Genomic DNA, 20,797 nt, shown 5'->3' on the forward strand with positions numbered 1-20,797 from the left:
GTTATATTATTTCTTAGAACGTAGCACCTAAAAACACACCTACTACAGGATATACTTCTGAGCACTTCGCATCATAATCATTAAAGTGTCCTACACCTAACTGTACTTTATAATACATTGGTCCTACTAACTTGCGTTTTATTCCCCAATGTACTTCACTTACTAGAACACTATTTAAGGAATTCATATATTCTTCACTATCTGTACCAAAACTATACTTAGCTTGAAACCCTACATAATTACCTGAATTATTGTCTAAAGTACGATTCTTCTCTATTCTCTTATTCTTATTATAATACCAATCTAGTCCCCCTCTCAGATAAGGAATTGGCTTCTTAAAGGTAAATACAACTGACATACTATTATTCCATACATCATAACCTGCGCCTATCCCCATACCCGTCTGAACGAATATATTCTCACCTATCAAAAAATCTCTTCCTGCATCTACTCCTAAAAAACTAGTCTGTATATAGAATCTACTCTTGTACTCATTTTCTTTCTGCGCAGTCATCAACAATGGCAGTAATAACATTAACAAAACAATTAGTTTCTTCATTTTTTTATATATTTTCATCTAATATATTTTCATCTAATATATTTACTAACAAAAAAGTAAGAAACATAATCTTTGTTTACTTTTAGAAATACTGCTCTAATATTTGAACAACTTCATTATTATTATACACTGTTTGGTAGTGAGTATGTTCTTCTCCTGCTAATCGATGAATTCTCTCTTTTATCTTATCCATACGTTGTATTAATTGTGGGATAAAATAAGCTACACTTCCCGATGGTATATCAGCCATACGCATATAATACTTAAGCATAATGATAGAAGCTTCTATCGGCATACAGTGATATTCTTCATAAGGAGTATAATCCATATCTATCAGATTATAACGCTTAAAGAATCGATTAAACAATTCTGTATTTAAAGTGATATAACGCGTATAATAATCTGTCAACTGTGGATGCTCACGCATAGCTTCTTCTATATCGACATTATCGTATAAGTGATACTTCCACAGTATCGTCCCATCTGTATACATCGACTGAGGAAGAGCTAAGAGCTTCTCTAAAATCTCTAATTGCATTGGGATTTTATAGCCTATTGGCTTATTCTGTGTAGCATATTCCTTTAATTCTAAAAAGTACTCATGCTCTTGGATAGTGCTTAATAAAGGATGGTCAAAGAACTCTTCCATATCAAATGCTCCATACATAATCGCTTTTCTCAGAGTATCTAATGCATGTTCTTGTTTTCCTTCTATACAATACATCAGTATCACATATTTATAACTATCTGCTTCTATCCATAAATAAGGTTCTACTAGACTATAGATCTTCCAAAACGGAATTAACTCTTCCTTGTCCTTCTTATCCTCATATTTCTGAACAATCAATTTAGCATAGTCACGCAATTCCTTTATTTGATAAAATACCCATGGAGTCTTACACTTTTTAGCAAACTCCTTATAATATGCAGCACTTGGTTTCTCTAGGCAGATACGTTCATCCTCTTCCATTCGCCAATATTTATTGCCATACTTATCTTGAAATAATTGTAACAATTGATCAATAGACAATCCTGTTGAACGAATAACTTGACCTTTATTATCTTCTATCAAGTACACAAACAGCCCCTCCTTATCCTCTCCTACAAAACCAGTATAAGAATAGGCTAAACCTTCTAACCTCTTTAAAAAACGAAAGCTCTGAGCATCTACCTCTAGCTTATATTGAGTATAATACACTGCTGTATCTGTGATCAAAAAGTCTGTGTGATAGGGATAACTCTCCACTCTGTAAGTTGAAAAAGAAGATTTAGAAACTACATGTCCCCAATAGTACAGATGAATACTGTCTTCTGCTAAGTAGTCTTCTGTCAGCTTAAAGGTAGTAGCATCGCTTCCCTCTATCCATTCGCCCTTCTCATCTAATACTCCTTCTTCAGATAAATAATAGACCGTCTCATACTTCGCTACTCTTTTAAACTTCTTAGGATTGGTCTTGATACACTTGCCATTAAAAATAACATGCTCTTGATCACAAGCCCCATATACCATTGGCTTAAAAGTAGCTAAATCAATCTGAGGGTACACTATCCCTCCCTCTTTACAACTAAACACCACCTTGCCATTATAATAAAAAGCTCCGAATAAGTGAATCGGGTTTAAAGGCGTTGCCTCTTTTGCAAAAACGGTTAAGTTAGCCAAGCGGTTCTTCTCTTGTAGTGTAGCTATTTTTTTGACTACATTACTATCTACCATTTTTGAATCAAACACTTTCTGCGCAAAAGGCTGATCAAAGTGTTCTAAACAACTAAAGACTAAAACTCGTAATGCTTCTAACTCTACAGCACTGATGGCCTGCACCTCCCATTGGTTATCTACTAACACCTCATAGCATTCTATTTCCTGCCAATTATAAGCATCTAATGTCAGTGCTATTAAACCTGTTCTTCCCTCTTTTGCAAAAGGTGCAATGGTCTGAATACTTAGATAAAAATCTCCTCTGATAGTCTCTCTATTACCATGGTTATAAAAAGCTAAACACAGTAGTTCTTCTTTCTTTTTATTGTACTGATAACAATAGTTATCTTGACAATTATAAAGGATACATTGGTGCATCTCTTCACTAATCACAGTGATTGCTTTGGTTTTAAAAAATGCTTTATAATTAACCTCTGTTAGGTGTATTTGAGCAAAGACTCCTACTGGTTCTGCCATAGTGCGAATATTTAGAAGGTGTAAATATACTTATCCTAGATTAAGCATTGACCAAATATTACAAAGCAATTCTACTTCATATCTATTTCATTAGCTCTAAAACCACACTATAATATGCTTTGATCATTAATTCAGTCCTATTTGTATAATTCCTTTTCATTTATATGTCTATCTCTTATTCTGGGCTTATCGAAATGTTATCTTTGTCAATAAATCTAATTCTCTGTAGTCTTATGTCAGAAAGTAAACCTCGTCTAAACCGATTAACAGCTATAGTGACCCAGTTACAATCTAAGCGTATCGTAACCGCTACTGAGATAGCCGAAAAACACAATGTAAGTATACGTACGGTGTATAGAGATATCAGAACGTTAGAACAATCTGGTATTCCAATTTATACAGAAGAAGGTAAAGGATACTCTCTGGTAGATGGGTATGCTCTACCTCCTGTCATGTTTACACAAGAAGAGGCGAATGCTCTTATCACTGCTGAGCAACTGATATTAAAGAATAAAGATGCTTCTCTAATCAAACAATATCAAAATGCTATTCTCAAACTAAAAGCTGTACTGCGCTACACCCAAAAAGATAAAGCTGATCTGCTCTCTCAAAGAATAATCGTAAGAGATAATCCTGATAAAGCACAGACGAGTGATTACTTAATACAAATACAGACTGCTATTGTCAATCATCAGGTGCTTGTTATTGATTATTTGTCTTTAGAAAACCAAAAGAGTCAGCGAGACATAGAACCCTTTGCTATCTATACTACACAGGACAACTGGATATTAATAGCCTACTGTAGATTGAGACTAGACTTTAGAGCCTTTAGACTAGACTGTATCCAACACTTAAAAGATACCTTGCAAACATTCGAACCTCATCAAATCACGATGGAGCAATACTTAAAAGCGTGTAGAGAAAAATATTACCCACAAGACAACACCCCTGACATACCTATGTCATAAGGGGAACCTAACTTTGCTACATAATCTTAAACTCATGTATTATGAATCAAGTAACCTTAAAGAAATTCCACATCATCGGAATAGAAGTACGCACTACCAATGAACAAAACAAAGCAGCTAATGATATTCCCTTACTATGGGAACGCTTTTGGAAAGAAGATGTGCTAAACCGTATACCAAATAAAGTATGTACTGCTGTCTACTCCATGTACACGAATTATGAAGGGGACCATACGATGCCCTATACTACAATAATAGGCTGTGAAGTATCTGACCTATCTAATATCCCAGAAGGAATGACAGGGCATACTATAGAAGCAAGTACTTATAATAAAATAACTGCTACTGGAGATCTAACAAAAGGGTTGGTTATCAATGAGTGGTTTCAAATATGGGAACAACAGTGGGATAGAAAATACACAGCTGATTTTGAAATATATGACGAAAAATCCATGAACCCACAGGATGCTGAAGTAAGCATTTATGTAGCTATAAAATAACAATTATGAAAGAAACAGAACAATACTATTTACGACAAGAAGAACCCAATAGAGGTTGCTTACAGGCATTAAGAAACATTATCTTGCAGTTAGATGATCATGTCACAGAGTCGTTAAAGTGGGGGACTCCTTGTTTTAGCTATAAGAATCGTATGTTCTGTTTTCTCGCTTTGACTAAAGAACCTAAAACACCTTATCTATTAATAGTAGAAGGAATGCGTATAGAACATCCTTTATTAGAAATAGGAAGTAGAAAGCGCATGAAAACATTAAGTATAGATGCCAATGCTGATTTACCTATTGATGCTATAATAGATGTTCTACAAGAAGCCTTAAACCTATATCGAAATGGGGTTATCAAAACAAAGTAATTTAGACTCAGACCATTTAATAAGTGTTAATTATAAAAACAACTAAGACTAATTGCCCATACAATTAGTCTTTTTAATTCTCATAATGCATGTTAACCAAACACTAAACCCCTAATAAACAATCAATAACAACACAACGTTATCATATCAAAAAGTTTAATATTTTGTTATTGAAAACTATAAAATATGTCATACATTTGTTTATACTCAATCTAAATAAAATGCATACCTTATTATTTTCAATTACAGCATTTGCTTTCTTTATGCTATATAACACTTCTCAGAAAGTAAAATATGAGAAGAAATGTACATTAACTACCTGGATTAGGTCAAACACTAAATTATCCAAGATTATCGCTTACTCACTATTAATAATAGCCTTAACAACAGAGTCTATTTATGAAGGTCTAGGAGTAGGAAGCTTAACGTTCTTTATCTTCTTAATGTTTATTGGTTCTGCTATTCTAACATTATATCCTATGTTATCATTTAAGACTAAACACATCGTTAGTTTTATAGGGTTAGGATTATTTCTAGAACTACTAATATTTTAATTATGCCCGCAAATAAAAAGCATTTAGAAAGTTCAATTATACAACGTATACTGAAGATAACTGCAGGTCTATTCGGAGGATTCTTAGTAAGTACAACATTTCACATGTTTCTAATGTACTTTTTCCCTTCTCATCCTATTTATACAACGATGTTCGTCACAGGATATGTATTATGGACCGTCTTATTCATTATGGCCTTTATCATTGGCAACGGATATAAAATATGGTTAGCCTATATCGTGCTAACACTGGTTTTTTATTCACCTTATTTAATCGCTCCAATACATACCTAAACACAAGACACATCACTATTATGAATATTAGAAATTATAATAAATACTTCCACCTACATACGATAAGTGGGATTATTATTACAGTATTACTATACATTATCTTCTTCGCAGGTTCTTTCTCTTTCTTTAAAAATGAAATAGCGAATTGGCAAAGTAATAAACCACAAGAAAAAATAGCTGTTCAATCTATCAACTACAATACCTTATTAGACTCATTAGACAATCAAATAGGATTACAGGGTAGAAATATTTACTTCCGAATGAATGATAGAAGTAGAGTCATGAGCTATAATATCTCTACTTCACAAGACACCTTGTTACCTAAAGCGAAAGAACGTGACTTCGGTCTATATGACACTGCTACAGAAGAAAAACACGGATATGAAGAATCGTATTCTTTAGGAGAATTCTTATACAGACTTCACTTTTTAGCACAATTAAATGGTCTAGTTAATATCCATATCTCTCCATTTGGTTACTTTGTAGCTGGGTTAGTTTCTTTCATTTACATTTTTGCACTTATTACAGGCTTACTTGTACACTGGCAAAAGATAGTATCTAACTTCTATGTATTTAGACCTTGGGAAAAGCTAAAAACCGTATGGACTGACCTACATACAGCATTAGGTGTTATTACCTTTCCTTTCCAATTAATCTTTGCTATCACGGGAGCTTATTTCTTATTAAACTATCGAATAGTCGCAGCTACTATCATTGCATTAGGATATGGTGGTGATGCAGACAAATTTAGCAGTGATACCACACAAGATAGAGGAGCTAAAGAGATCGTATACCAACATAAAGCCATTGATAAAGAAATAGATCTAAACGCCTATATTCTTCAAACAGTAGAAAAATGGGATGATCCATATATCTCTAATATCTCTATACTTAATTATGGGGATGAAAGTATGACTGTAGCCATCAGTGGTAGAGCGCATAATGAAAAACAGTTAAATAGTCGTGGAGAAATAAAATATCACATTCATTCAGGAGAAGTAGAAGAGATAAGTAATCCTAATGAAAATCCTGAATATAGTTATATATTCTCTAACTTAGTTTATTTACTTCACTTTGGTTCTTTCGGAGGTTTAGCGACTCGTATCGTTTACTTCTTAGTAGGGATAGCTGGATGTATAGTCATTATATCTGGAGTACTGATCTGGTTAGTGGCCAGAGATAAAAAGAATGTTCCTGAACACAAACGCAAGTTTAACTTCTGGCTAGCAAATATCTATATGGCTATCTGCTTATCTATGTATCCTGTAACGGCATTAGCTTTTATAGCAGTAAAACTAAACCCAACAGGAGGGCAAAACTTTGTTTACTCCTTTTATTTCTGGACTTGGTTAGCTATCACGATCTTATTAAGCATCAGAAAGAATATTTATAAAACCAATAGAGACTGTTTATTAGTCGGAAGTATTATTGGTCTTACTATTCCTATCTTTAATGGTGTCATGACAGGTAACTGGATATGGGTAAGTTGGGTTAAAGGTTATTCTGATATCCTGCTTATTGATTTATTCTGGATCATCGTTCCACTTATCACACTATACTCGTGGAAACTAGTCAAAGATAAGCAAGAGAAAAAATTAAATACAGCAGTAGAATAGTTTACTCATTATTTCTATAAATCGAAAAAGCCTTTATATGATAAAACATATAAAGGCTTTTTACTTATCTAGTCTTTAACCATCCTGTAATGCTATAACGAGTATGATTTACCATCTTCACCTCGTGTTCTATACTCTTACTGTCAAACACGACAAGGCGTCCTGGTAAGGCATGTACAATCTCTTCTCTTTCATTTCCATGTTCGTCTTGTAGGTAAAGTGCTAACTCTCCGCCATAAGCTGGAGTCCATTCTTGATCATTCAAATATAACACTACAGACAGCGTTCTACGGCTATCTGATTGGAAAATATCTAAATGACGCTTATAACAAGTACCTGGAGGATAACACGCATAGTGAAACTCTCCTTCTTGAATACCTAGATAGCAAGTTCTGTTTACATATTCTAAGAAGTGATTCACTTTATTGAAATACATCTGCTCTACTTCATCAGGTTCTTTCTCATCTAACCATAAGATAGAGTCTCCTCTAATTTCTTCTACTATTTGTTCGCTACTTGCCTGCCCTATAGCTGCTTTTTTAAAACTGTGTAAGTCTTGTTTTAAAAGCAAATTTGCTCTTAACAAGTTGATCTCTTCTTCCGAAAAAAAACAGTCAACCACCGAGTATTTACGATTCACTAAATCGTCTATTATTAACTCATAAAATGGATTTAATTCAAAATCACCCATACATTAACAAATAAAAAGTACACAAATATAATTTACAAGACAAAAAAATCAACACACAAAAAGGTGTTTTTTTAAGCCAATTCACTGTTAATATGCACTTTTACAGATTTGATAATTCAAGAGGTTTCAAAAGCTTTTATCGAAGAGAGTATTGGCATTTTTTTAGAATATTTTGCAGGATTTTCATCAATATTCCACATCCTTTTACATGTCAAATAACCTCTTTAAAGTTATGAGGCTATAATTGCTTATAATAAAGATCAAAAACAGACTCAAAGCATATCAAATGAGCATATTATTATCAATAAAAAAAGGAAACTATAAGCTTCCTTCTTCTATATTTTATTTCTTTATAAATCATTATTATTGATTACTTTTAGTGCTAATTTGGGGATTAGCTATAGCTCCACAAGCAATACCATCAATAGTAATAGCTGTAGGACGAGACTTACCTCTTTTTCCATTACTTCGATTATCCCCTTCAATAGTATAGTAGACCTCAGCCTTATCCCCTCCTACGATATCCACAGCATCTACACCTGTTGCCTTTTTCCCTTGTGCAGCTACAGTATTATATATTTCTTCTTTTACAGTATTCTCTTTTAATATCTCTGTGATATTCTCTACTACAGTCTGCTTCACATCTATAGTAGCCACTGGTATATCCTTACTTCTTCCATCGAAGAAAAGATACTTTCCATCTTTAGTCGATTCGATACGTAGGGTATTAGAATCAAAAGATTCTCCTACAGATCCCTCTATAAATTTTCCGTCTTTGTCAAAACAAGCTTCGTTATAATATGTCAAAGTACCATTACCATTATCTTTTAACAGCGTAATTGCTTGGTTCAGTGACAAGATTTCTTTTATAGAATCATCCGTAGCACTTACCCACTGTACATCTCCATTCTTAGCCGTAATTAAAAAAGTACCTATTGCACCAGGTGCTATTTTATTAGGTGTAATACCTTTCTCAGCTACAGAGACTTGCATTGGGTTTAATACAGCCTTCCCTCCATTATCGATCTTGATAGAAGTATCTGCTGGAGTAGCTGCCTTCCCATTATTAGCTACATTAGTATATATTTCATTAACGACTTGTTCGTCTTTCAGTATCTCTGTAATATTATTAATAACACTGCCTGTCACATCGATAACCTGTGCTACACCTGCCTCATTCGTATACGTATATATACCATTTGCACCTTCCTTAATAGTGGTAATGATATTCAAGTCTTTAATAGGAGTGTTCACTTTTCCTCCTTTAGTATCTTCTAATACTAAGTCATCCCCTTTAACACCTAATACTTTATTTCGAGGAAAATTGTCTATATTATCAATAACGTCCTGATTATTTACTAATCTAACCCATTCTTTTCCTTTCCAATAGTAAAACCCAGAAGTAACCACACTATTCTCTGTTGTATTAAACACCAATAAGCTAGTCTCTACATCCCCTTTGTTTATAAGTGATTTATCGGTTAAGTCTTTTAAAGGAATACGCGGAATCAATACCCCTCTATACTCACCTGCATCTGCTTTTAACTCTAATAATGCTGATTTGTGCGGTGCTCTTATCCCAATACCAACTTGTGAAAAAGCTAATCCACTCATCATTAAAACTCCAATAGTAATTACCTTTTTTTTCATATCTCTTTGTTATAAACTAGCCTAAAAGTACTCAATTATTAACAATTTTTACAGCAATTAAATATCGTTTTCACAATCGTTACAAGATTCGATTTTAATAATTAACAACAATTACACTGTTTATAGAATACTTTTTTTATTAATTTATTAAATCTTAAAATTTAACTATCAACTTTCGTTTAGCTACTTCTAATTTTTAGTTTTAAAAATATTTGATTTTTAAAACTTTTATACCCATATCGTATTAATTTAAGCAAATATCAATATAGATACAGCACAGATTAGGTATATTAACGATTAATCAAATCTTAAAAAGATCTACTATTAAAAAGCCAAAAATCATACCATAAATGGTATGCATATAGAGATAAATGAAATCCTATTATTTGTTTTAAACCCTTACCTGCTATTTGTTTCTAAATAAAAAAAGCAATAAGAAGAATTCTTCTTATTGCTTTTTTTTATTTCTCTTACTTGTATATTTAAGGAGTAACTATTTCTGTAGATACATATTTTAGTACAACAATATAATTTTTAGCCACTGGCAAAGTGTTATAAAAATTACCACTACCAAAACGGAATTTAACAGATGTATTTTTACTATTAGTTACATCAGTTACACCATTAATTAATAATTTATTACTACTATCATAAATATGAGCTGTTAATAAATAATCTATATTACTCAATGGAATAGCCTTTATTTCTGAATTATACGTTAAGCTTGTCCCTGGAGGGGTTTCTACTTCTCCATTTATAATTCTAACAGTATAAACTCTTTGTCCCTCAACAGTTTCATTGGTCGCTATTGGTTTAGTAGTAATTTTTATATCGCTACCTTTCAAAGTTTCCCATTGTGGTTTACCATTTATATCTGTTACTAAATGCATATTCTTTTTCTCAGGAACAGTAGCTAATTTATCTATTGTAAGAGTACTAGGTGCTATCTTATCATTATCAATAGATTCTTTTTTAATCGACAAATTTACTCCTTCAAGAAGTGCTCCTGTGGCTAGCTGAGTTCCTGTTGTAGCATCCCCTACCACGATAATACCATCAGTAGTTAAATCAGCTTTTGTTGGTTTAATATCACTTTTAAGTGCCCACTCTACTCCACCTGTAGCATTAGTAGTTAATACTTTATCATTACCTTCTCCCTTTATCTTTTCTTTTGATACTGCATTATTAGCAATATATCCTTCTTCAATACCTAGAGCTTTTACTTTTATTGATGCTGCATTTACTAATGCTAAATCTCCATCTGTTACTTCAATAGAAGCATCACCACTTAACTTAGTTCCTGCTGGTTTAATATCACTTTTAAGTGCCCACTCTACTCCACCTGTAGCATTAGTAGTTAATACTTTATCATTACCTTCTCCCTTTATCTTTTCTTTTGATACTGCATTATTAGCAATATGTCCTTCTTCAATACCTAGAGCTTTTACTTTTATTGATGCTGCATTTACTAATGCTAAATCTCCATCTGTTACTTCAATAGAAGCATCACCACTTAACTTAGTTCCTGCTGGTTTAATATCACTTTTAAGTGCCCACTCTACTCCACCTGTAGCATTAGTAGTTAATACTTTATCATTACCTTCTCCCTTTATCTTTTCTTTTGATACTGCATTATTAGCAATATGTCCTTCTTCAATACCTAGAGCTTTTACTTTTATTGATGCTGCATTTACTAATGCTAAATCTCCATCTGTTACTTCAATAGAAGCATCACCACTTAACTTAGTTCCTGCTGGTTTAATATCACTTTTAAGTGCCCACTCTACTCCACCTGTAGCATTAGTAGTTAATACTTTATCATTACCTTCTCCCTTTATCTTTTCTTTTGATACTGCATTATTAGCAATATGTCCTTCTTCAATACCTAGAGCTTTTACTTTTATTGATGCTGCATTTACTAATGCTAAATCTCCATCTGTTACTTCAATAGAAGCATCACCACTTAACTTAGTTCCTGCTGGTTTAATATCACTTTTAAGTGCCCACTCTACTCCACCTGTAGCATTAGTAGTTAATACTTTATCATTACCTTCTCCCTTTATCTTTTCTTTTGATACTGCATTATTAGCAATATGTCCTTCTTCAATACCTAGAGCTTTTACTTTTATTGACGCTGCATTTACTAATGCTAAATCTCCATCTGTTACTTCAATAGAAGCATCACCACTTAACTTAGTTCCTGCTGGTTTAATATTACTTTGAGGTACCCACTCCGCTTTTGTTCCATCATCACTTGTAACTAAAACTTGATTAGCTTTATCTTCAGCTGATATTTTAATAGGCATAACACTATTATCACCTATACCAATAGTAACATCATTCAACACAGAAGCTGTCCCATTAGTAATACTAATACCATCTAATACCTTCAGTTCTTTCTTATCAGTGATATTATTTCCATCTACTTTAGGTTTTCCTGGAGTCCATTTAGTTCCATCATAAACAAGTGCAAGGTCTTTATCTGTTGCAGGATTTGCTTTAGCTACTTCTACTCCTTTAATCTTATCTACGCTTGTACTATCCGCCTTTCCTGACACATCTCCTCCTAAAGTGATACCTGAAGGGTCAGCATTAACTGTATATGTAATTTGTCCATTTACTGGAGGTGCCTCATCAACTTTAATTCCTGTTCCTTCTTCAACCTTAACTTTAGTTGCTGCACTAGTAACTAAGTCTTTAATCCAAGTCTCAAAATTTGTACTTGATTGTAATTCTTTAGATATTTCTATTTCAGTATCTTTTCCATCCTCTGCTTTATACACTAAAACAGTTTCTCCTGCCTCTTGTTTAACGGATAATTTTGTTAATGTTTCAGATAAATGCTCACTCGATTTAGACATCAAAGCTCTCCAAAGTGTTCCATCCCAAAAATAGAATCCAGATTTCAATACATCTGTTGGAAGTTTTGCCTTGTGGTACACTAATAAACTCTCAGGATATATCCCCCCTTTAATAGTAGTAATATCTTTCTCACCTGTTAAAAAAACACGTGGGATTAAAACACCTTTAGTATCTGATCCTACATCTAACACTGCTGTCCCATCAGGTATAATTGATTTACCAATACCAATACCATCTTGAGCTTGCATCGTACTCAGTGCCATAAATGCTACACCAGCAAATAGTAATTTCTTTTTCATAGTATTCTTTTTATTTCACAATATTTTCACAAACAAAAACAGTTAAAAACAACCCATAACAAATACAAATTATCTTAACATAAAACAAAACTAATAAAAATATTAACACATTTAACAATAAAAGACAAAATAATTAATACCATTTAATCCTTTACGCTAAAAAAACACGCCTACATTCTCCTTAAAACCAAAAATTATCTCAGTAATCAAAAAAGAACTATTGCTTTAATGCAATAAAATACCAGATATTCCTAATAATAAATAAATAACTCCTCTCTACTAGAAAGCCAACTAATCCGAATCACTATACCACAAAAAAAATCCCTCAGTAACACATGCTACTGAGGGAATCTTATTATCCTAGTATATTATCTACTTATTCTTCATCTGCGACTATGGCTTCCCATTGTCCGAATAGGGTGAAACCTACTGCCTTAGCTAAAGCTATAGAAGTATCATTATCTGTCTGGCATCTATACTGAGGTACATGCCCTCTATCAATCACCTCTAGACAAATAGCCTGAACTAAACGTGTCGCAATCCCCCTACCTCTATAGGCATCATCCGTTATCACTCCTATATCTGCTAGCTTAGTTTCTTCCCATGGATACACACTCACAGCGCCTACTAGCCGATCTCCATCGAAGGCGCCATATACGATCCAATGCTTTAAAGAAACATAAGCTCCATCGAGATCTTCTTCTGAGCATACAGATTCGAACTTTCTAAACGCCTCTTTATCCGTTTCTATAGACAAAGCTCTGATCACTATCCCTTCTGTGATATCACTAAGCTGAGAGACTCTATTATCTAATAGATAATAAATATAATCTGGTGAGTGCAATTCTAACTTACAGGTAGAGATAGCCTCTCTAAGAGTATGGATAGAGTACTCCTCTAATTCCCTTAGCTTTAATGCTTCTGCTACCATTGGGGTGACTACAGCCATGGTATGCTTATTCGTCATTTCTAAAATCATGACTTTATACAGCTCATCTAAGGCTGGATTAGACACTAATGTAAACACCTCATCTAGATGAATAATACTTCCCTGCACCATCTGAGATCTCCAGTAAGTATGTACTTCTTCTACAAATTCGCCCATGATCTATATACTTCTTATACCTTATTACTTTATCGTTGTCCCTATCAGAGCACGAGAGTCATAATGACTTATCCCTCTCAACTTATCCTGAAACACTAACATCAATACTCCTATTAATATAAACGGAACACTTAACCACTGCCCCATATTCAACATCATATCTTGTTCGAAGGCTACCTGATTCTCTTTAAAGAACTCTAACACAAATCTAGTCAGGAACATCAGAATTAAAAAATAAGAAAAGATCACTCCATTATTCCTTACCTTCTGACTGCGGTATAAAAACCACAAGATCACTCCTGTCAATATATACCCAAAGGCTTCGTATAGCTGAGTAGGGTGACGTGGAATCATATCATCATGAGCAAATATAACTCCCCAACTCCCACTCGTCGGCTTGCCATAGATCTCTGAATTCATAAAGTTACCAAAGCGAATAAATGCTCCTGCTATCGGTACTCCTAAGGCTATTCTATCCAAAATCCAAAATGCTCCTATCTTATACTTACGACAGTATAGATAGATCGCTAGCAGTACTCCGATAGCTCCTCCATGACTGGCTAACCCCATAAACCCTACATACTCATACACTCCATCGACCTTAGCGAAAGGGATAATAATCTCTAAGGGGTGCTGCATATAGTAATCAAACTCATAAAATAAACAGTGTCCTAACCTAGCTCCTAATACTGTACCTACGATAATATATAATAACAGTTTGTCTAAATACGCCTGCGGAATGCGCTCTTTCTGAAAAACATAACTCACAATCTTATAGCCTAGGATAATCCCCAAGGCAAAAAGAACTCCATAATAACGCACAGGTACAGCACCTATTTTAATCATTTCGGGATTGGCATCCCATAGCACAGCAGCTAAACTCATCTATTTAGTTTAATTATTAACAAGGGTACAAAGTACTGCATTTATAATAACCTAGAGATATAATATTTTGTTATTTTGTTAGCGCGATTTACTATTTGGGTACTCATTTATACATCTGCTAACACGGGAACATCTATGGTACTTAAAACCTCCTCACCCTGCGAATCCTCATCCAATAAAAGAGAATAATAGCACTGCAGCCACATTACTACTATCATCATAGGAGTAGATATCATCCCATAATCTCAGATTACCTTTTATAGATGATACAATGATACTTTCTAAGATAGAAGAATATTATACTTATTTAATGAGAATATATCGTCTTATTTTATGACCTCCTTGCGATTAAAAAAACTGTATGCATAGGCCCATCTTGATACTATCTTAGACTGATATTATGAATATACGAAACAAGAAACAAAATACTTAGCTTGCACTTCTTAGGAGATTCCTAGGAGATTTCTAGGGCTTTTCTTGCCCAGGAGGCGTCTTTGTCGAAGAAAGGTGCAAGAAACCCTCAAGCAATCTCCTAGCAAATCAATACAAAACTAGCCTTAGTTTATGAATAAAGACAGATAAGAAATAGGTCTTTTACGTACTTTTTTTAATCATGATATTTGAATATTCTATTATTCAAATATTTGTATTACTTTTTTTATTTTATTGCTTATATAATTACAACATTTTATTATTATTCGGACTCATATTTATGTTTCCATCTTAAAACCAGCTTGTTTTTTTCTATATATTTGGATATTATAATGTAAGTAATCTAAAGATTATTATGAGAAATATTTTTTGCTTATTGCTAGTTCTATTTTCTACACTTTGTTTTGGACAGAAGTCTGTGGATGTTATGATTATTAGAAATAATAATGACACTATTTATTCACAACTTAGGATAGAAAGAAATCTGTTTGATAGAAAGTTAATCGATGAAGCATCTTTTTATAGGAGATTAGTTCTTTTAGATAGCAATGGGAAAAAAACAGTCAAATTAAAAGCTAGTGATGTAAAGAAATTACAGTTTATTGATTTAAAAGGAGTGGAAAAAATTTATGTAAATGGTGGAGATGTTTTGCAACGCCTTGTATTTGATGGAAAAAAAATAAAATGGTATAAATTTCTTAGCCAACATATGATGGATAGATCTATTCAATATTTTGATTATTTAGTTGATCAAGATAATAAGAGATATAATATGGGTCTTTTTAATAGTAAAAGAAAAAAACTTCTTGAGGCTACTGCTTCTAAACCAGAGCTAATCGATCGAATAGAAAATTCAAGTTTAAATGATGCTGAAATACTTGGGATTTTAAGCGATTTTGAAAACTTAGATTAATTTTATAATAGAGTTTAATTATTCTTTTTTTAATATCGCTTATAGAGTTATTGACAGTATTACGCTTCTACTTTTATTAGATAAAATTAAATAACTAGAGAATAATAAAGTGAATTAGAAAAACTACCTTTGCTCCATGAATAAAGCAGAGATACTTAAAAACTTAAATATTGAGGCATTAAATGAAATGCAAACCAAAGCATTTAGTGCAGCTCAGAAGAACCCAAATATTATCCTTCTTTCCCCTACAGGATCAGGTAAGACAGTTGCATTCTTAATGCCTTTGTTAGAACGATTAGACCCTGCTATCAAAGGAGTACAGGCAGTTATACTAGTACCAACTAGAGAACTTGCTCTACAGATAGAGACTGTATTTAAGAAGATGGGAACACCTTTTAAGATTAACTCTTGTTATGGAGGGCATTCTACTAAAACAGAAATAAAGAATTTTAGCACACCACCAACAGTATTAGTGGGTACACCAGGTCGAGTGGCTTTTCACGTAGAAGAGTTTTCTTTTAACACAGAGACTGTGACTAGCTATGTAGTAGATGAGTTTGATAAAGCTCTAGAGATGGGCTTCCAGACTGATATGGATTATATTATCAATTCGTTTGATAATATCTCTTTCAGAATGCTTACATCTGCTACTGCTTTAAAGAAGATTCCTGAGTTTACAGGTATAGTAGATCCTGAGCGTATTCACTTCTTAAAGAAAACAGAGGTAATGCCAGACCTAACTTTTAGTCAGGTTATTTCTACTGCAGAAGAGAAGTTAGAGACTGTGATTAAGCTTATTGGTAAGATAGGTAAGGACACTATTCTTATCTTCTGTAATCACCGTGATGCCGTAGCTCGTATTAGTGAAACATTGACTAAAAAAGGAGTTGCGAATAGTGCTTTTCACGGAGGAATGTTACAAGAAGATAGGGAGCGTGCTATCATGAAGTTTAGAAATAAAAGTGCACATATTCTTATCGCAACAGACTTAGCAGCTAGAGGACTTGATATCCCTGAGATTGGTCATGTGATTCACTATCAGATACCACAGAAAGAAGATGCTTTTATTCATAGGAATGGACGTACTGCACGTATGAAGGCATCAGGTAAAGCCTATGTGATGATTACTAAAGAAGAGAATATCGAGTTTATCAACCCTGATATGCCGATAGAAGACCTTGATGGAAGCTATACTATCGACAATAAAACAGATTTTAAAACAATCTATATCAGTGCTGGTAAAAAAGATAAAGTCAACAAAGGGGATATAGTAGGCTATTTAATCAAGACAGGAGGATTAACTAAAGAAGATATAGGAATGATAGATGTACGTGATACACAGGCTTTCGTAGCAGTGAATACAAAGAAAGTTAAGGCTCTACTGACTGCACTAGTAGATACAAGACTTAAAAATAAGAGAGTAAAGATAGAGATAGCTAGAGACTAATTTAGCTAATATATACAATGAAAGCCTTGGTACATATCTTGTATCAAGGCTTTTCTTATTTAAACTTCATTCTATGACGCGGTAGATTGATTTCAGAAGCTTTAGGATAAGGCTGGCGATGAGTAAGACTCACATCTTCTCTTACCTTAGACTCTGTAGTCTGATAGTGTTCATCCTCATAGTGATAACGAGGATCAGCCATAAAAGGCAATCTCGCCATTTTTAGAATCTGTACATTGGGAAAGTGATATTCTACCTCCACCGTTCCTAATAACAAATAACAACCACCTCCTACGAAAGGATATTCCTCTAAGCTATCAGGGAAGTGTACCGTGTCAAAATACTGTCCATTGGCATCTATCCAAGTACCGAAGTACATACTCCCTTTAGAAGTAGGTACGTGCTTACGAGCAATTAAGTAACCGAGCATTCTTACTGTTTTCTTATGATGGTGTATTAAATCACAGACCATTACATCTCCTCTGAACTTCGTTTTTAATAAATCAAAAGGCATACAAGAAATAGGAAAGCCCAACAACTCTAACTCATCAAATGCGTCTTCGTATACAGAGCGCGTTAAGGTCGGAAAAGTGTATTCCTGTATAGGTTCTTGTAATAAAGTAAGTGTAGGAGTTGGCTCCTTTTTACTCAACAGTAGTTTTGCCTGAATCAATAACTCATTCTTTTGTTTGCCAAAGGATTGAAAAGCACCGATGAATATTAACTTCTGTAAAGAGTCCATCGCTATAGAAATACGTTGTATAAAGTCATAGAGAGATTCATATCTACCATTGGCTTTTCTCTCTTTTAAAATAGCTTTAAGCAACTCTATATTTAATCCTTCTATGAGTTTTAACCCTAAGAATAGCTCTTTACCTATTAAAGTAGTCTGCAATTCACTAGCATTAATACAAGGTGGCAATACATGAGCACCTGACATCGCTGCTTCGTGTATATAAACTTCTGTGCGATAGAACCCTCCTTCGTTATTGATAACCGCAGTGATAAATTCTAATGGATAGTAAGTTTTAAGATATAGACTTTGATAACTTTCTATGGCATAAGAGGCAGAGTGTGCTTTACAAAAAGAATACCCTGCGAATGACTCTATCTGTCTGTATATTTCTTCACTAAGTGCTCTAGGATGTCCTTTAAGATCACAATGCTCAAAGAACCTGTCTTTCACAGCCTGTAACCCTGCTAGAGAACGGCTTTTGCCACTCATTGCCCTGCGCAGAATATCTCCATCAGCAGCAGGTAGTCCGCCGTAGTGTAACGCTATTTTGATCACATCTTCTTGATAGACCATGATGCCATAGGTTTCGCCTAATTGTTCTTTAAATACAGGATGAAAGTATTCAAATTGATTAGGGTGGTTATGGCGATAGATATATTCTTGCATCATCCCACTCTGTGCTACCCCAGGGCGTATAATAGAAGAAGCTGCTACTAGTATTTTGTAATTATCACATTGCAACCTTCTTAATAATCCACGCATAGCAGGACTTTCTATATAAAAACAGCCAATCGTATTACCTATTTTTAACTGTTGGTTACACAGCTCTTCATCTTTAGATAAAGCAATATTTCGAATATCAACTTCTATTCCTTGATTTTGAAGAATGAGTTCAGTAGCTTCATCTATATGCCCAATGCCTCGTTGGCTAAGGATATCAAATTTATCAAAACCAATATCTTCAGCAGTATGCATATCAAACTGTACCACAGGAAATCCCTTAGGAGGAAAGTCTAATGCGGTATAGCGAGTAATAGGATCCTCCGAAATCAAAATACCACAAGCATGCATTGTACGCTGATTAGGAAAACCTTCTAACAATTGTCCGTATTGATGGATTAGAAGCACGATACTGTTCGTTTCGTGGTCTTCTATAGGATTACGCGTTAGTGTGTCTAATTCGTTCTTAGATAGCCCGTACACCTTTCCTATTTCTCTAATAATAGAACGATATTTAAAAGTAGATACTGCACCACAGAACGCCACGTGCTCTTTTCCATATCGCGTAAAGATGTATTGAAGGATATCATCCCGTTGATTCCAAGACCAATCAATATCAAAATCAGGAGGAGACTTTCTATTCTGATTTAAAAAACGCTCGAAGTACAAGTCTAGTTCTAAAGGACATACATTAGTAATGCCTAGGCAATAGCCCACTATACTATTGGCACCACTACCCCGTCCGATATGCATATAGCCTTGACTATTGCTATACTGAATAATGTCCCAGGTAATCAGAAAATACCCCTCAAAGTTAAGTTGATCTATTACGCTGAGTTCTTTAGCTAATCTTTCTTGGGCAAGAGTATGATCTTCTCCATATATTTTGACCATCCCTTCATAGGCTAGTTGTTGTAATAAATTCAAGTCACTAACCTTATCTTCAGTATAGTGTTTTTTATTTCTAGGAACTTTAAAAGAAAAAGAATAATTGCACTCACTCATTAGTCTTTGAGTGTTCTCTATCAGCTCAGGATAATCCTTAAACTCTGCTATGATTTGTTCTTCAGATTTAAAACTATCTTGAGGAGAAGCGCAGTCTTTCTCTATTAATTTAGAGAGTAGAGTATTCTTATCTATTGCACGTAGAATACAGTGTAGTTTATATTCTTCTTCATTCAAATGATTGACTGTATGCAGGACAACTAGCTTATCCATTAATGATCTCCACTTCTCTGCATAGAGTAGAGAAAGTTGATTATTTTGTACTCCAATATATTCCCACTCTTTTAGAGTAGGAACCACAGTTGAGAATGGATAAATCACAAAACAGTTTTGAAAGTCTGGAGCAGTAGAAGATACTGTAATAATCTCTTCATTTATATCCGTCAAGAACTGACCTATTTCACTAAAGCCTTCTTCATTTTTAGCAATGAGAATATAGTGTAATTTATCCTCAGTTCTGATTTCAGTACCTATTATTGGTTTGATAGCGGTCTCTTTACAAGCTGTAATAAACTCATATACACCACTTAGATTATTGATATCAGTCAGCGCCATTGTACTAATATGATATTGTTTACCTAATTCTACAAGACGCTGTATAGGAATAGTCCCATAGCGCAAGCTATAATATGAATGACAGTTTAATAACATGTTTTTATTTAATTATGAATTTAAATTAGGAATTAGGAATCACTGCCTTTGGCAACAGATGATACACACAGCGCATACCACACTACATCAACACACAGTAAAGGCGATTACTATACGCCCCAAAACGTAAATACAATGTTGTATATCGCCATAAATCAAGACGATAAGAAGACACTGCTTAGATGTTTTGTGAAATCAGATAGTTTAGTTTATCATATCAATTGTCAGTTTATCACGTCACATAAGTACATCATAGCCTAGCCAAAAATTCCTAATTCTTAATAATCGTCCCTACGATTGGGTGTCGATAGGACGTGATATACATTGTGGTTACGTTGTCGGACGTATGTAATACGTCCCTACGGTT

General features: G+C 33.9%; 16 protein-coding genes. 8 read left to right on the forward strand and 8 right to left on the reverse strand.

Translation table 11 applies throughout. The annotated features are described in order from the left end of the window. Positions 1-13 precede the first annotated feature (13 nt). Positions 14-559, reverse strand: coding sequence for a hypothetical protein (locus tag BK054_RS00075; RefSeq protein ID WP_225581761.1), 546 nt, complete (start codon positions 557-559; stop codon positions 14-16). A gap of 82 nt (positions 560-641) precedes the next feature. Continuing rightward, entirely contained in the window at positions 642-2,732 is a 2,091-nt protein-coding gene (locus BK054_RS00080) for a hypothetical protein (RefSeq protein WP_039328005.1), read from the reverse strand. 233 nt (positions 2,733-2,965) lie between these two features. Between BK054_RS00080 and BK054_RS00085 the strand changes: the two genes are divergently transcribed. From BK054_RS00085 to BK054_RS00105, 6 genes are all read left to right on the forward strand, one after another. Then, positions 2,966-3,700: a helix-turn-helix transcriptional regulator gene (locus BK054_RS00085; protein WP_006258602.1), complete on the forward strand. Its 735-nt coding sequence runs from the start codon at positions 2,966-2,968 to the stop codon at positions 3,698-3,700. A 41-nt stretch (positions 3,701-3,741) separates the two neighbouring features. Further along, positions 3,742-4,200, forward strand: a complete 459-nt coding sequence (locus BK054_RS00090) for a GyrI-like domain-containing protein (RefSeq protein ID WP_006258603.1) — start codon at positions 3,742-3,744, stop codon at positions 4,198-4,200. Positions 4,201-4,205: 5 nt separating this feature from the next. Continuing rightward, positions 4,206-4,571: a DUF1801 domain-containing protein gene (locus tag BK054_RS00095; protein WP_006258604.1), complete on the forward strand. Its 366-nt coding sequence runs from the start codon at positions 4,206-4,208 to the stop codon at positions 4,569-4,571. Between the two features lie 221 nt (positions 4,572-4,792). Next, positions 4,793-5,125 carry a hypothetical protein gene (locus BK054_RS00100; protein ID WP_225581760.1) on the forward strand — a complete coding sequence of 111 codons (333 nt, stop codon included), beginning with the start codon at positions 4,793-4,795 and terminating at the stop codon, positions 5,123-5,125. Between the two features lie 2 nt (positions 5,126-5,127). Beyond that, positions 5,128-5,418, forward strand: a complete 291-nt coding sequence (locus tag BK054_RS18075) for a hypothetical protein (RefSeq protein WP_083387831.1) — start codon at positions 5,128-5,130, stop codon at positions 5,416-5,418. Positions 5,419-5,438: 20 nt separating this feature from the next. Next, positions 5,439-7,034 carry a PepSY-associated TM helix domain-containing protein gene (locus tag BK054_RS00105; RefSeq protein WP_039330329.1) on the forward strand — a complete coding sequence of 532 codons (1,596 nt, stop codon included), beginning with the start codon at positions 5,439-5,441 and terminating at the stop codon, positions 7,032-7,034. 64 nt (positions 7,035-7,098) lie between these two features. On the opposite strand, the gene BK054_RS00110 is transcribed toward BK054_RS00105, so the two are convergent. The 5 genes from BK054_RS00110 to lgt all read right to left on the reverse strand — a co-directional run bounded on the left by BK054_RS00110 (position 7,099) and on the right by lgt (position 14,526). Further along, complete coding sequence (locus BK054_RS00110; protein WP_006258608.1) at positions 7,099-7,725, reverse strand: 2OG-Fe(II) oxygenase; 627 nt, start codon at positions 7,723-7,725, stop codon at positions 7,099-7,101. A gap of 363 nt (positions 7,726-8,088) precedes the next feature. After that, positions 8,089-9,375: a hypothetical protein gene (locus BK054_RS00115; protein WP_006258609.1), complete on the reverse strand. Its 1,287-nt coding sequence runs from the start codon at positions 9,373-9,375 to the stop codon at positions 8,089-8,091. A gap of 482 nt (positions 9,376-9,857) precedes the next feature. Then, positions 9,858-12,536, reverse strand: coding sequence for a hypothetical protein (locus BK054_RS00120; RefSeq protein ID WP_071306831.1), 2,679 nt, complete (start codon positions 12,534-12,536; stop codon positions 9,858-9,860). Between the two features lie 376 nt (positions 12,537-12,912). Then, positions 12,913-13,641 carry a GNAT family N-acetyltransferase gene (locus tag BK054_RS00125; RefSeq protein ID WP_006258612.1) on the reverse strand — a complete coding sequence of 243 codons (729 nt, stop codon included), beginning with the start codon at positions 13,639-13,641 and terminating at the stop codon, positions 12,913-12,915. Positions 13,642-13,665: 24 nt separating this feature from the next. Then, complete coding sequence (gene lgt, locus BK054_RS00130; protein WP_006258613.1) at positions 13,666-14,526, reverse strand: prolipoprotein diacylglyceryl transferase; 861 nt, start codon at positions 14,524-14,526, stop codon at positions 13,666-13,668. 787 nt (positions 14,527-15,313) lie between these two features. Between lgt and BK054_RS00135 the strand changes: the two genes are divergently transcribed. Further along, positions 15,314-15,871, forward strand: a complete 558-nt coding sequence (locus BK054_RS00135) for a hypothetical protein (protein ID WP_006258614.1) — start codon at positions 15,314-15,316, stop codon at positions 15,869-15,871. A 136-nt stretch (positions 15,872-16,007) separates the two neighbouring features. After that, the gene (locus BK054_RS00140) at positions 16,008-17,318 is read left to right on the forward strand and encodes a DEAD/DEAH box helicase (protein ID WP_006258615.1); all 1,311 of its coding nucleotides are present in this window, start codon (positions 16,008-16,010) and stop codon (positions 17,316-17,318) included. Between the two features lie 55 nt (positions 17,319-17,373). On the opposite strand, the gene BK054_RS00145 is transcribed toward BK054_RS00140, so the two are convergent. Next, complete coding sequence (locus tag BK054_RS00145; protein WP_058699667.1) at positions 17,374-20,430, reverse strand: DNA polymerase III subunit alpha; 3,057 nt, start codon at positions 20,428-20,430, stop codon at positions 17,374-17,376. Positions 20,431-20,797: the final 367 nt, after the last annotated feature.

The organism is Myroides sp. ZB35, assembly GCF_001865835.1.
GTDB lineage: Bacteria > Bacteroidota > Bacteroidia > Flavobacteriales > Flavobacteriaceae > Flavobacterium > Flavobacterium odoratimimum.

Excerpts from the sequence above, each read along its gene's own strand:
- BK054_RS00075 (WP_225581761.1), bottom strand. The coding sequence starts at position 559 with ATGAAGAAACTAATTGTTTTGTTAATGTTATTACTGCCATTGTTGATG.
- BK054_RS00080 (WP_039328005.1), bottom strand. The coding sequence starts at position 2,732 with ATGGCAGAACCAGTAGGAGTCTTTGCTCAAATACACCTAACAGAGGTT.
- BK054_RS00085 (WP_006258602.1), top strand. The coding sequence starts at position 2,966 with ATGTCAGAAAGTAAACCTCGTCTAAACCGATTAACAGCTATAGTGACC.
- BK054_RS00090 (WP_006258603.1), top strand. The coding sequence starts at position 3,742 with ATGAATCAAGTAACCTTAAAGAAATTCCACATCATCGGAATAGAAGTA.
- BK054_RS00095 (WP_006258604.1), top strand. The coding sequence starts at position 4,206 with ATGAAAGAAACAGAACAATACTATTTACGACAAGAAGAACCCAATAGA.
- BK054_RS00100 (WP_225581760.1), top strand. The coding sequence starts at position 4,793 with ATGCATACCTTATTATTTTCAATTACAGCATTTGCTTTCTTTATGCTA.
- BK054_RS18075 (WP_083387831.1), top strand. The coding sequence starts at position 5,128 with ATGCCCGCAAATAAAAAGCATTTAGAAAGTTCAATTATACAACGTATA.
- BK054_RS00105 (WP_039330329.1), top strand. The coding sequence starts at position 5,439 with ATGAATATTAGAAATTATAATAAATACTTCCACCTACATACGATAAGT.
- BK054_RS00110 (WP_006258608.1), bottom strand. The coding sequence starts at position 7,725 with ATGGGTGATTTTGAATTAAATCCATTTTATGAGTTAATAATAGACGAT.
- BK054_RS00115 (WP_006258609.1), bottom strand. The coding sequence starts at position 9,375 with ATGAAAAAAAAGGTAATTACTATTGGAGTTTTAATGATGAGTGGATTA.
- BK054_RS00120 (WP_071306831.1), bottom strand. The coding sequence starts at position 12,536 with ATGAAAAAGAAATTACTATTTGCTGGTGTAGCATTTATGGCACTGAGT.
- BK054_RS00125 (WP_006258612.1), bottom strand. The coding sequence starts at position 13,641 with ATGGGCGAATTTGTAGAAGAAGTACATACTTACTGGAGATCTCAGATG.
- lgt (WP_006258613.1), bottom strand. The coding sequence starts at position 14,526 with ATGAGTTTAGCTGCTGTGCTATGGGATGCCAATCCCGAAATGATTAAA.
- BK054_RS00135 (WP_006258614.1), top strand. The coding sequence starts at position 15,314 with ATGAGAAATATTTTTTGCTTATTGCTAGTTCTATTTTCTACACTTTGT.
- BK054_RS00140 (WP_006258615.1), top strand. The coding sequence starts at position 16,008 with ATGAATAAAGCAGAGATACTTAAAAACTTAAATATTGAGGCATTAAAT.
- BK054_RS00145 (WP_058699667.1), bottom strand. The coding sequence starts at position 20,430 with ATGTTATTAAACTGTCATTCATATTATAGCTTGCGCTATGGGACTATT.